Origin of the sequence: Brevundimonas phoenicis (assembly GCF_047237745.1) — a bacterium.
In the GTDB taxonomy this organism is placed as follows: domain Bacteria; phylum Pseudomonadota; class Alphaproteobacteria; order Caulobacterales; family Caulobacteraceae; genus Brevundimonas.
Genome location: NZ_JBDFLN010000001.1, coordinates 1,364,927 through 1,377,348 on the forward strand (window position 1 = coordinate 1,364,927; position 12,422 = coordinate 1,377,348).

Annotated in this window: 10 protein-coding genes and 2 tRNA genes; 10 read left to right on the plus strand and 2 right to left on the minus strand. The window is 66.7% G+C overall.

What is annotated here, in order from left to right; genetic code table 11:
* The first annotated feature begins 183 nt into the window (after positions 1 to 183).
* The 6 genes from ABC419_RS06785 (at position 184) to ABC419_RS06810 (ending at position 6,932) form a co-directional block, all read left to right on the plus strand.
* Positions 184 to 2,187 (plus strand): acetyl/propionyl/methylcrotonyl-CoA carboxylase subunit alpha, encoded by a 2,004-nt coding sequence (locus tag ABC419_RS06785; RefSeq protein ID WP_412877939.1) that lies wholly within the window; start codon positions 184 to 186, stop codon positions 2,185 to 2,187.
* On the plus strand, positions 2,184 to 2,522 hold the full coding sequence (locus ABC419_RS06790) for a hypothetical protein (protein ID WP_412877938.1): 339 nt from the start codon (positions 2,184 to 2,186) through the stop codon (positions 2,520 to 2,522). Before ABC419_RS06785 ends, ABC419_RS06790 begins: the two co-directional genes overlap by 4 nt.
* Before the next feature lie 42 nt (positions 2,523 to 2,564).
* The gene (locus ABC419_RS06795) at positions 2,565 to 2,960 is read left to right on the plus strand and encodes a DUF1489 family protein (protein WP_128116537.1); all 396 of its coding nucleotides are present in this window, start codon (positions 2,565 to 2,567) and stop codon (positions 2,958 to 2,960) included.
* 63 nt (positions 2,961 to 3,023) lie between these two features.
* Positions 3,024 to 4,391, plus strand: a complete 1,368-nt coding sequence (locus ABC419_RS06800) for an MATE family efflux transporter (protein WP_412877937.1) — start codon at positions 3,024 to 3,026, stop codon at positions 4,389 to 4,391.
* A 94-nt stretch (positions 4,392 to 4,485) separates the two neighbouring features.
* Positions 4,486 to 6,207 carry a methionine--tRNA ligase gene (metG, locus tag ABC419_RS06805; protein ID WP_412877936.1) on the plus strand — a complete coding sequence of 574 codons (1,722 nt, stop codon included), beginning with the start codon at positions 4,486 to 4,488 and terminating at the stop codon, positions 6,205 to 6,207.
* Positions 6,204 to 6,932 carry a 2OG-Fe(II) oxygenase gene (locus ABC419_RS06810; RefSeq protein ID WP_412877935.1) on the plus strand — a complete coding sequence of 243 codons (729 nt, stop codon included), beginning with the start codon at positions 6,204 to 6,206 and terminating at the stop codon, positions 6,930 to 6,932. Before metG ends, ABC419_RS06810 begins: the two co-directional genes overlap by 4 nt.
* 52 nt (positions 6,933 to 6,984) lie before the next feature.
* Here ABC419_RS06810 and ABC419_RS06815 read toward each other — a convergent pair whose 3' ends face one another.
* Together ABC419_RS06815 and rlmB are read right to left on the minus strand one after the other, a co-directional pair.
* Entirely contained in the window at positions 6,985 to 7,839 is an 855-nt protein-coding gene (locus ABC419_RS06815; protein WP_412877934.1) for a TerC family protein, read from the minus strand.
* A 71-nt stretch (positions 7,840 to 7,910) separates the two neighbouring features.
* A complete protein-coding gene (gene rlmB / locus ABC419_RS06820) occupies positions 7,911 to 8,789 on the minus strand; it encodes a 23S rRNA (guanosine(2251)-2'-O)-methyltransferase RlmB (protein WP_412877933.1) in 879 nt (292 codons plus the stop codon).
* 149 nt (positions 8,790 to 8,938) lie between these two features.
* On the opposite strand from rlmB, the gene ABC419_RS06825 reads away from it, so the two are divergent.
* From ABC419_RS06825 to ABC419_RS06840, 4 genes are all read left to right on the plus strand, one after another.
* Positions 8,939 to 9,022, plus strand: a tRNA-Tyr gene (locus ABC419_RS06825).
* A 94-nt stretch (positions 9,023 to 9,116) separates the two neighbouring features.
* Positions 9,117 to 9,190: transfer RNA gene (locus tag ABC419_RS06830), tRNA-Gly, on the plus strand.
* A 60-nt stretch (positions 9,191 to 9,250) separates the two neighbouring features.
* The gene (tuf, locus tag ABC419_RS06835) at positions 9,251 to 10,441 is read left to right on the plus strand and encodes an elongation factor Tu (RefSeq protein ID WP_200165642.1); all 1,191 of its coding nucleotides are present in this window, start codon (positions 9,251 to 9,253) and stop codon (positions 10,439 to 10,441) included.
* 278 nt (positions 10,442 to 10,719) lie between these two features.
* A complete protein-coding gene (locus ABC419_RS06840; protein ID WP_412877932.1) occupies positions 10,720 to 12,312 on the plus strand; it encodes a PAS domain-containing hybrid sensor histidine kinase/response regulator in 1,593 nt (530 codons plus the stop codon).
* The last annotated feature ends 110 nt before the right edge of the window (positions 12,313 to 12,422 follow it).

Below are 12,422 nucleotides of genomic sequence, written 5' to 3' on the forward strand. Positions count from 1 at the left end.
GCCCTTCTCCCCTTGTGGGAGAAGGTGTCATGCGGAGCATGACGGATGAGGGGTGTCGACGCGCCCCTCAATGATCTTGTCGACCGGCGCCCCGACATCGGCCAGGACGCCGCCGTCACCCCTCATCCGGGTCGCGCTGCGACCCACCTTCTCCCACAAGGGGAGAAGGATCAGGAGCGTTTCATGTTCAAGTCCGTCCTGGTCGCCAATCGCGGCGAGATCGCCTGCCGCGTCTTCCGCACCGCCCGCCGCATGGGCCTGCGCACCATCGCCGTCTATTCCGAGGCTGACGCCCAGGCGTTGCACGTTCGTGAGGCCGATGAGGCGGTGCTGATCGGTCCGGCGGCGGCGCGCGAATCCTATCTGGATGCGGCCAAGGTGCTGGCGGCGGCCGAGGCGACGGGGGCGGAGGCCATCCACCCCGGCTACGGCTTCCTGTCCGAGAACGCCGACTTCGCCGAAGCGGTGGCGGCGGCGGGCATCGTCTGGATCGGCCCCAAGCCGTCCTCGATCCGCGCGATGGGTCTGAAGGACGCGGCCAAGAAGCTGATGATCGAGGCGGGCGTGCCCGTCACCCCCGGCTATCAGGGCGAGGACCAGTCGCTGGAGACCCTGACGGCCGAGGCGAACCGCATCGGCTTCCCCGTTCTGATCAAGGCGGTCGCGGGCGGCGGCGGCAAGGGAATGCGCAAGGTCGATCGCGCCGAGGATTTCGCTGAAAATCTGGCCTCGGCCCAGCGCGAGGGGCAGTCGTCCTTCGGTGATCCGCGCGTGCTGATCGAGAGCTACATCACCCGCCCGCGCCATATCGAGGTGCAGGTCTTTGGCGACAGCCACGGCGAGGTCGTCCACCTGCATGAGCGCGACTGCTCGCTGCAGCGCCGCCACCAGAAGGTGATCGAAGAGGCCCCGGCGCCGGGCATGGATCAGGCCACGCGCGACGCCGTCACCGCCGCCGCCGTCCGCGCCGCCAAGGCCGTGGAGTATCAGGGTGCAGGCACCATCGAATTCATCGCCGACGCCTCCGACGGGCTGAAGGCCGACCGCATCTGGTTCATGGAGATGAACACCCGGCTTCAGGTCGAACACCCGGTGACGGAGGCCATCACCGGCGTCGATCTGGTCGAATGGCAGCTGCGCGTGGCGGCGGGCCAGCCGATCCCGCTGGCGCAGGCCGACATTCCGATGAAGGGCTGGGCCATGGAGGCCCGCCTCTATGCCGAAGACCCTGCCAACGGCTTCCTGCCGTCCATCGGGCGGCTGGATCACTTCGTCATGCCCGACGATATCCGGGTGGATACGGGCGTGGAGCAGGGCGGCGAGGTCAGCCAGTTCTACGACCCCATGATCGCCAAGCTGATCGTCCACGAAGACACCCGCGAGGCCGCCGCCGCCCGTCTGGCCGACGCCTGCCGCGACGTAGAAGTCTGGCCGGTGAAGACCAATGCGGGCTTCATGGCGCGCTGTCTGGATCACCCGCGCTTTGTCGAAGGCGACGTGGATACGGGCTTCATCGCGGCGGAGGAGGGGGCGCTGATCGCCCCGGCTCAGGCTTCCGTCCGCGCCCTGGCTGCTGCGGCCGGACAGATCGGGCTGGAGGCGGACGCCGCCGCCTTCGACGCGCCGGATAATGTGCTGGCGCCGACCCGCGCGGGCTTGTTCGGTTTCCGGCTGAACGCGGCGCCGCAGGCGCATACGGCGCTCCACCATGACGGCGCGGCTCACGCCCTGACCCTGACCGGCGAGCCGGGCTGGTATGGCCGTTCATCCAGCTTCACCGTGAGCGGCGATTTCGGCTCGGCCCAGATCTATGGCGAACCGGGCGTGGTTGTGGTCGACGGCGAGGTGGTCAGCACCTTGTCGCCTGACGCTGAGCGGGTTCTGGTGTTCGACGGCGGCGACGTGGTCGAGTTCCACCGCCGCAAGTCCAGCGGACCGGCGGGCGGTTCCGCCTCCGACGGCGGCTTGCGCGCCCCCATGCCGGGCAAGATCGTCGCCGCGCCCGCCAAGGCCGGGGACAAGGTGGCCAAGGGCCAGCCGGTCGTGGTGCTGGAGGCCATGAAGATGGAGCACGCCCTGACCGCGCCCTTCGACGGCGTGGTGGCCGAGTTCAACGTCGCCGTCGGAGATCAGGTCACGGACGGCGCGGTGCTGGCCGTTGTGCAGGCCGAGGGGGCAGGCGAATGATCGTTGCGGCGATGATGGCGACGGCGCTTCTGGGCGCCGATCTGAGCGACATGCCGACGGCCTCGGCGGCGGACCTTCAGTGCATGGGCCTGCTGGCGGTGGCGATCGACGATCCGGCCGCCTCGGATGCGCTCAAGCAGCAGTATACGGGCGGCATGATGTATTATCTGGGCCGTTTGGAAGGCCGTGATCCGGCGCGGAACTGGATCGGGCGGATGCTGGAATATACGGACTCCACCCCGGTCCAGCAGGTGCGTTCGCACAGCCAGCGGTGCGGACAGGACCTGATCGCCAAGGGGCAGGAAATCTTCACCCAGCTGGATCGCGAGCCCTGAGCCGGGCTGGCCTTCGCGGCGTCGGATGACTAGTTGGGCCGCATGCCCCTGCACATGATCAAGCTCTGCGTCGGCGTGACCGAGGTCGAGACGCTGGAAGCGAACGCGGCCCGGTCCGACTGGCGCATCGTCCACACCCGCATGACGCCCAAGCGCGCCGCCGAGATCGAGGACGGCGGCTCGCTGTACTGGGTCATGAAAGGCTCCGTGACCTGCCGCCAGCGCATCCTCGAGATCACGACCATAGGCGAGGGCAAGGCCAGCCGCTGCGAGATCAAGCTGGACAGCCAGGTCATCCGCACTGCGCCCCTGGCCCGGCGGCCGTTTCAGGGGTGGCGCTATTTCGAGAAGGACGTGCCGCCGGACCTGTCCGTGGCCGAGCCGACGGACCTGCCGCCTGACCTGGCGCGTGAGCTGCGCGAGCTGGGCGCCTGGTAGGCGCCTGAAACGCACGTAAAATCGTTTGACCCGCGCCTGCGCGCGTGGCTGTTGCGGCCTCCGATGGTCCAGTCCCTGTTCAGCTTCCATAATCGCGCCACCCTGACCGAGCTGTTGAAGCTGGCCTGGCCTGTGGTGCTGGCGCGTCTGGGCATCATGACCATGGGCCTGACCGACGCCATCGTCGTCGGCCACTACGCCAGCCGCGAGCTGGCCTATCACTCCCTGGCCTGGGCGCCGTCCTCAGTCGTGCTGACCACGGCGGTCGGCCTGATGATGGGGGTCCAGGTCATCACCGCCCGCCTGCTGGGCGAGGGGCGCGGCGACGAGGTCGGCGCCGTCTTGCGACGCGGCATGACCTACGCCCTGCAGATCGGCTTTGTCGCCATGATCGGCCTGCTGCTGCTGGGGCCGTTCGGCCTGGTGCACATGGGGCTGGAGGACGGTCTGGGTGAAGGCGCGACGCCCGCCCTGATGGTCTTCGCCCTGTCGATGCCGGCCTATCTGATTTCGATCTGCGCCCTGTTCTTCCTTGAAGGACTGCATCGGCCCAAGGCGGGCATGGTGGCCATGTGGGTGGCCAATGCGGTCAACCTGGGTCTGAACCTGCTGCTGGTGCCGGATATCCTGGGCATCGGCCTTGACGGCGCGGTGGCCTCGTCCTGGGCGACGTTCGGCGCGCGTATGGCGCTGGCGATCTTCCTGGTGATCTTCATCCTGCGCCTGCCTGAGGCGCGCGCCTGGGGCGTGTTCAAGAAGCCCAAGCGCGACAAGGCGGTCGAGAGCCAGCAGGTCAAGGTCGGCCTCGGCGGCGGCGCGTCCAACTTCATCGAGGTCGGGGCCTTCGCCGCCATGACCCTGTTCGCCGGCCAATTGGGCGCGGCCGAGACCGCCAGCTGGGCCGTGGTCATCAACGTCTCCGCCATCGTCTTCATGGTGCCCATGGGTCTGTCGTCGGCGACGGCGGTTCTGGTGGGGCGCAGCTACGGTGGCGGCGACAGGGCGGGCGTCATGCGGGGCGGCCTGGCGGGAGTCGGCGTGGTGACGGTGCTGGCCTTCATCATCGCCATCGGTCTGTGGCTGACCGCGCCCCTGGTGGTCAGCGCCTATACGACCGACCCGGCGATCCTGGCCATCGCGGCGCCGGCCCTGGCGCTGGCGACCCTGTTCTTCGTCGCCGACGCCCAGCAGGTGGTCGCCGCCCAGGCCAACCGCGCGGCGGGCGACGTAGTATGGCCGACGCTGATGCACCTGCTGTCCTATGGGCTGATCATGATCCCGCTGGGCTGGTTCCTGGCGCATCGGATCGGCGTGGACGGTCTGGTTTGGTCGGTGATCGTCGCCAGCCTGATCTCGGGCGCGCTGCTGACCGGGCGGTTCGTGCGGATCGCGCGGCGGCTGCCGACGACAAGGGCGACGCCTGTCTCCTAGGACGTCTGTCCTATAAGACACTTGGCCCATAAAAGGTGACGTTCGGGTTTGCGCCCTCTATATCCGACGCCTCCCTGTCAGACGTTGGAAGATCATGTCCCGCATCCTCATCACCTCGGCGCTGCCCTACATCAATGGCATCAAGCACCTGGGGAATCTGGCCGGGTCGATGCTGCCCGCCGATGTGTGGGCGCGCTTCATGCGAAGCCGGGGGCATGACGTTCTCTATGTCTGCGCCACCGACGAGCACGGCACCCCGGCCGAGCTGGCCGCCGCCGCCGCCGGTCAGGACGTCCGCACCTATTGCGACGAACAGCACGAGGTTCAGAAGAAGGCCGCCGACGCCTTCAGCCTGTCGTTCGACATCTTCGGCCGCAGCTCCAACGCCCCGAACACCCGCCTGACCCAGCACTTCGCCAAGGTGCTGGAAGAGCGCGGCCTGATCGAGGAGCGCGTCGATCGGATGATCTATTCCATCGACGACGCCCGCTTCCTGCCCGACCGCTATGTCGAGGGGACGTGCCCGCACTGCGGCTACGAGAAGGCGCGCGGCGATCAGTGCGATAACTGCGGCCGCCTGCTGGACCCGACCGATCTGATCAATCCCTATTCGGCTGTTTCGGGCAGCCGCAATCTGGAGGTCCGCGACACGCGCCACCTCTATCTGCTGCAGACCAAGGTGGCCGATGAGGTGCGAGGCTGGGTCGACGCCCGCTCGCCCCAGTGGCAGCCGCTGGCCCGCTCCATCGCCTATAAGCACCTGGACGAAGGCCTGATCGACCGGGGCATCACCCGCGATTTGAAGTGGGGCGTGCCGGTCGTCGGCCCCGACGGCGGCCCGCGTCCGGGCATGGAGGGCAAGGTCTTCTACGTCTGGTTCGACGCCCCCATTGAATACATCGGCGCGACCGAGGAGTGGGCGCAGAAGACCGGCGGAAACTGGCGCTCATGGTGGCGTCTGGACGAGGGCGCCGCCGATCCTGAAAACCCGGTGCGCTACGTCCAGTTCATGGGCAAGGACAATGTGGCCTTCCACACCGTCAGCTTCCCCGCCACCATCCTGGGCTCGGGCGAACCGTGGAAGACGGTGGACCAGCTGAAGGCCTTCAACTGGCTGAACTGGTACGGCGGCAAGTTCTCGACCAGCATGGGCCGGGGCGTCTTCATGGATCAGGCGCTGGAGCTGCTGCCTGCCGACTACTGGCGCTGGCACCTGACGGCCTATGGTCCGGAACATTCCGACGCGGCCTTCACCTGGGAGCAGTTCCAGTCGACGACGAACAAGGATCTGGCCGACGTTCTGGGCAACTTCGTCAACCGCATCGTCAAGTTCACGGAATCCAAGTTCGACGGCGTGGCGCCCGAGGGCGGCGAGCCGGGCGCGCTGGAAGACAAGCTGGCGGCCGACGTCAAGGCGGCCCTGGCCAGCCTGACCTATGAGTTCGAGGCCATGGAGTTCCGCAAGGCGGCCCAGGCGGCGCGCGCCCTGTGGGTTCTGGGCAACGAGTATCTTCAGGAAGCTGCGCCCTGGACGGCGCTGAAGACGGATCGCGAACGCGCGGCCGTGGTGGTGCGGACTGGCCTGTCCCTGGTCGCCCTGTTCGCCCGCGTGACCGCGCCCTTCATGCCTGAGGCGGCGACCCGTATCGTCGCCACGGTCGGTGCGACCGACCTGTCGTGGCCGGATGCCGAGGGCGATCTGCTGAACCTGGTTCCGGCCGGTCAGGCGGTTGCGGCCGCCCAGGTGCTGTTCGCCAAGATCGAGGACGCTCAGGTCGCCGAATGGACCGAGCGCTTCGGCGGCGCCGAGGGGTGAGCGCGGCCTTCGCCGCCCCGATTCTGAACGCGCTCTCGGCCGAGCGCCGTGTCGCGATCCGCGAGCGGTTGCATCGGACGGGGCGCGCCCAGATTGACAGCTTCCTGACCGAAGAGACGGCCGGGGCGCTGTATGAACTGGCGCGCGACGCGGATTACAACGTCGTAACTCGGCGCGGCTCGGGGCATGTCGATCTACCGTCGGCCTGGCTGGCCTCCTTGGAGCCTGCTCAGAAGCAGAGTCTGGGCCAAGCCGTTCAGAAGTCGGCGTCAGACGGCTTTCAGTATCTGTACGACAACTATCCGGTGTTCGACCTGGTCCAGGCTGGGCAGGCAGGCGCGTCGTGGCGCGATCTGGCGGCCTTTCTGAACGGCGAAAGCTTTCTGGGCCTGATGCGCGATCTGACCGGCGAGGATCGCATCGCCCAGGCCGACATGCAGGTGACGCGGTATCGCACGGGCCACTTCCTGACCGAGCATGACGATCACGCTGAGGGGAAGAACCGCTACTTCGCCTATGTGTTGAACCTGACGCCCGGCTGGCGGATCGACTGGGGCGGCCTGCTGGCCTTCCACGGCGAGGACGGCAATGTGGCCGAGGCGTTCACGCCGCGCTTCAACACTCTGAACCTATTGCGGGTGCCGACGCCGCATTCGGTGACGCAGGTGGCGTTGTCCGCCGGCGGCGACCGGATCTCGATCACGGGCTGGCTGCGCGGTCGCTGAGACGACGCCCTGAATATGAGAAAGGCCCGGAGCGATCCGGGCCTTTCGTGTTTCAGGAGGCGGGTTGGGCGACTTCAACCGTCTGCGGCGGAGGATCGCGTCGTTCGCGGCCGCCGGGCAGGGCGTGGGGCGTGTGCGAATCCGCGCCCTTTCCGCTGTGTTTCATGTGCTTGGCCTGTTCCTCGGCGCCGATGTCGAGGAAGGCGGGGGCGGAGGCGTTGAACTGATCCGTATGGCCGGTGCGCACGATGACCGAACGCCCGCCGTCCCAGATCATGTGCAGGGCGACATAGAGGACGATGGCCAGACCGATATAGGCGATCCAGCGATAGCGGTTCAGCAGCTTGGCGATGAAGCTGGCGGCCAGGCCCATCAGGGCGATCGACAGGATCAGGCCGAAGACCATGATCCACGGATGGTCGTGGCTGGCGCCGGCGACGGCCAGGACGTTGTCCAGGCTCATGGTCAGGTCGGCGATCATGATCTGGATCAGGGCGGCGCCGAAGGTCTTGCGCTTCAGGCCCATTTCTTCCGGCGACGGCCCGCCGCCGTGTTCGATGGCCATGGCCCGCTCGATCTCGGCCTCGGCCTCGGCCTGGTCGTGGGTGGCCTGTTCGCGCAGTTCGCGCCACATCTTCCAGCACACCCACAGCAGCAGGAAGCCGCCCGCCAGCAACAGGCCGACGATGGCCAGAAGCTGGACGGTGATGAGCGCCAGGCCGATACGCATGACGACGGCGGCGGCCAGGCCGATCAGGATGGCCTTGCGGCGTTGTTCCTGGGGCAGGGCGGCGGCGGCGAGGCCCACGGCGACGGCGTTGTCGCCGGCCAGGACCAGGTCGATCATCAGCACCTTGCCGAGGGCGGAGGCCTGACTGATCAGTTCGGGATTGGAAAGAAAGTCCATGCCGGACTCTTAAAGCCCGGCCGGACCCGCGCCAAGACGCCGCAGGGACGAGTTGACGCGGGGGCTTGTTCCTAGCTCGCGCGGCCTTGGGCGCGGGCGGCTTCATACAGGGCGATGGCGGCGGCGTTGGAGACGTTCAGGCTCTCGAAGCCGCCGGGCATGGGGATGCGGGCCATGGCCTCGCAGTGTTCAGCCACCAGGCGACGCACGCCGTCGCCTTCCGAACCCATGACGATGATGGTCGGGCGGGCGTCCAGCGCCTGTTCCAGCGTCAGATCCGATTCGCCGTCCATGCCGATGGCGCGCCAGCCGTGGTCGGCCAGCTTCTCCAGCGCGCGGCTGAGATTCGTCACGCGGGCGCAGGGCAGGCGTTCTGTCGCGCCGGCCGAGGCCTTGGCCAGGGCGCCGGCGAGGGCGGGGGAGTGGCGATCCTGCACCACGATGCCGCGCGCGCCGAAGGCCAGGGCCGAACGGAAGATGGCGCCGACGTTCTGAGGGTCGGTCAGCTGATCCAGCATGACGATGACCCCCTCGGCGGGTTCGGCCAGGTCTTCCAGGGCGACGCCCTCCAGCGGCTGGACCTTGAAGGCCATGCCCTGGTGCACGGCGCCGGCGGGCAGCATCCGGCCCAGGGCGACAGAATCGACCACTTCGATTCGGTGGCCGTTCGCCAGATTCTCGCGCTGGATCTCTTCGGCGCGGTCTTCCGTGACCATCAAACGGCCGCTTCCGCGACGCGCGGGATTCGCCAAAGCGGCCAAAACCGGATGACGTCCCCAAAGAAAATTATCGGCGTCCGGACGCGAACGGGCGGTTTTGCGTTCGTTATCGTTCCCGCCGCGTCCTTGCGTAGCGGGCGTTTGAGGCCGATCCAGACGGCCCTCCCCTCTCTTTTGGAAAGATTGTTTTTTACCGGTTTTCCGGTCGTTGCGTTCTCGAAATGACGACACTATAAGACGGCCTCCGATTTGGGCCCCAGGGCTTTCGGTTCAGGCGCTTCCTCTACTGCAGGCGTCGCCCGACAGCGAAGGCTTTCGTCGCGAAATGATCGAAAGATTGTTTCCGGCGTTTCCAGACCGGCATTGACATAAGGCGCGCTGGGGGAATGTCCCGAGCGGCAAAGGGGGCGGACTGTAAATCCGCTGCGTAAGCTTCGCAGGTTCGAGTCCTGCTTCCCCCACCACGCGCCTTCAATGCCCTGGGACGGAGTCCAATGAAGGTATCGGGTGCGGAAACGTCGCTCTTCATGCGAAGAGCGGTGCAACCGCATTCTTCGTGCGGGTATAGCACAATGGTAGTGCAGCAGCCTTCCAAGCTGAGGATGTCGGTTCGATCCCGTCTACCCGCTCCAGGTTTTTTGAACTGAGCACAGCGCCCCTCCGTTCCGGACCCGGGCCACAGGAGTTTGGCCATGGCCAAGGAAAAGTTCGAACGCACGAAGCCGCACGTGAACATCGGCACGATCGGTCACGTTGACCACGGCAAGACGACGCTGACGGCGGCGATCTCGATGACGCTGGCGAAGGCCGGCGGCGGCAAGGCGATGAACTACGCCGACATCGACAACGCGCCGGAAGAAAAAGCGCGCGGCATCACGATCAACACGTCGCACGTCGAGTATGAGACGGCCAACCGTCACTACGCGCACGTCGACTGCCCGGGCCACGCCGACTACGTGAAGAACATGATCACGGGCGCGGCTCAGATGGACGGCGCGATCCTGGTTTGCTCGGCCGCTGACGGCCCGATGCCGCAGACCCGCGAGCATATCCTGCTGTCGCGTCAGGTCGGCGTTCCGGCGCTGGTGGTGTTCCTGAACAAGGTCGACATGGTCGACGACGAGGAGCTGCTGGAGCTGGTCGAGATGGAAGTGCGCGAGCTGCTGAGCTCGTACCAGTTCCCGGGCGACGACATCCCGGTGGTGAAGGGTTCGGCCCTGGCCGCCGTCGAAGGCCGCGATCCGAAGATCGGCGAAGAAGCCGTTCTGGCGCTGATGCAGGCCGTTGACGACTACATCCCGCAGCCGGAGCGTCCGATCGACCTGCCGTTCCTGATGCCGGTGGAAGACGTGTTCTCGATCTCGGGCCGCGGCACCGTGGTGACCGGTCGCGTCGAGCGCGGCATCGTCAAGGTCGGTGAAGAAGTCGAAATCGTCGGCATCCGTCCGGTTCAGAAGACGACCTGCACGGGCGTCGAAATGTTCCGCAAGCTGCTGGACCAGGGTCAAGCCGGCGACAACGTGGGCGTGCTGCTGCGCGGCACCAAGCGTGAAGACGTCGAGCGCGGCCAGGTGCTGTGCAAGCCGGGTTCGATCACCCCGCACACCAAGTTCGTGGCCGAGGCCTACATCCTGAACAAGGAAGAAGGCGGCCGTCACACGCCGTTCTTCACGAACTACCGTCCGCAGTTCTACTTCCGCACGACGGACGTGACCGGCATCGTGCGCCTGAAGGAAGGCGTCGAGATGATCATGCCGGGCGACAACGCCGAGCTGGACGTCGAGCTGATCACGCCGATCGCGATGGAAGAGAAGCTGCGCTTCGCCATCCGTGAAGGCGGCCGCACCGTCGGCGCCGGCGTCGTGGCCAAGATCGTCGAGTAATCGACGTCAGAATGGGCGAGGGCCTCGGTCTTCGCCGGTTCGACAGTACGAGTAAGCGTACCGGCCTCAAGCAGCCCGCAAGGGCGGTAGGCCGCAGTAAAGCGTAACAGAGCGGCCCCCGGAGACATCCGGGGGCCGTTTTGCATGTCAGCCGTTCGGGGCGCGTCCCGCTCCTTTTGCGTTGAATCAAAAGAAGAAGCCCGACTTTGGTCGAACGGAGCGGTTAAGGCTTTCTCAGCCATGCGGGGGTCATGAGACGCCGCTGAAAGGGACACCCTATGACTGACGTTGACTGGCCCCGTCGCGCCGGACTCTCCGCCGCGCTGGATGAGGCCGCCATCGTGGCGATCACGGATCGCGCCGGCCGCATCCTGTACTGCAACGACAAGTTCGAAGCTGTCAGCGGTTATGCGCGCGAGGAGCTGATCGGTCAGACGCACAGGGTGGTGAACTCGGGCGTCCACGCGCGCGACTATTTCCGCAATCTGTATCGCACCATCGCGCGGGGCGAGGTGTGGCGCGGCACCATCCAGAACCGCACCAAGTCAGGCGAGTCATACTGGGTTGATACGACCATCGTGCCGAACCTGGGGTCTGACGGCAAACCCGAAACCTATACGGCCATTCGCTTCGAGGTGTCGGACCACGTCCGCGCGCTCAAGGCGCTGGAGCTGGCGCAGGCCGAAGCGCGACAGGCCGCCGAGGTGCGGGACCGATTCTTCGCCAACATCAGCCATGAGGTGCGCACTCCGCTGAACGCGGTGCTGGGCCTGGCCTCAGCCCTGGCGCACACGGCGCTGACACCGCGTCAGACCGAGATGCTGAAGCTGATCACAGGAGCAGGCGACGCCCTGCGCCGGGTGCTGGACGACATGCTGGACCTGTCGAAGATGCAGGCGGGTCAGTTCAGCCTGTCGCTGACGCCGTTTGACCTCAGAACCGACATCGAGGCCGTTGTCGAGATGCGACGGGCGGTCGCCGAGGACAAGGGGCTGATGCTGGACGTCGCCTTTACGCCCAGCGCCCAGGGGCAGGTGATCGGCGACGGCGTCCGCATCACCCAGATCGTCTCCAACCTTGTGTCCAATGCGGTGAAGTTCACGGCTGAGGGGCGTGTATCTGTTCGTGTCGACGTGCGCGCCGAGGACAACCGGGAACATCTGGTCATTGAGGTCGAGGACACGGGCATGGGCTTTGACGCCGAAGCGGCGCGGCGCCTGTTCGATCCCTTCGTTCAGGCTGATGACGCCATATCGCGCCAGTTCGGCGGTACGGGTCTGGGCCTGTCCATCTGCAAGTCGCTGGCCGAGTTGATGGGCGGCGAGATTGCCGCAGAGTCGGCGCTGGGTAAGGGCAGTCTGTTCCGTGTGGTCCTGCCCGTCGAGCGTGTGGCCGCGGTCGTGGCCGAACCGGCGGCGACATCGGTTGAAGCGGCGCATGCGTCGGATGAGGGCGCGCAGATTCGCGTCCTGGCGGTCGAGGACAACCCGGCCAATCAGATGGTCGTGCGCTGCCTGCTGGAGCCGCTGGGCTTCGAGATCGTCACTGCCGACAACGGTCTGGAAGGCGTGCAGCGTTTCCAGCAGGAGCATTTCGACGTGGTGCTGATGGACATGCAGATGCCGGTCATGGACGGGCTGGACGCCATGCGCCGCATCCGCGCCGATGAAGCGCGTCTGGGCGCCGCACGTACGCCCATCGTCATGCTGACGGCCAATACGACCGAGACGCACCACCTGAAGGCGGTTCAGGCGGGCGCCGACCACCTGGTGGCCAAGCCCGTCACCCTGGAGATCTTGATGCAAGGCATGGAGCAGGGGGCCGCCGCCGCCGCCGAATGGTCGAGCGAGCACGTCCTTTCGGCGGCCTGAGGGGCCGGTGCGCGCTGAACGCCGCAGTTTCGACAACAAAGCTGGCGCAGGCGGGGCTTCACCTTTACTATCGACTTCGCGGACGCCGTTAGTCGCGCCGCGCTCAGGGC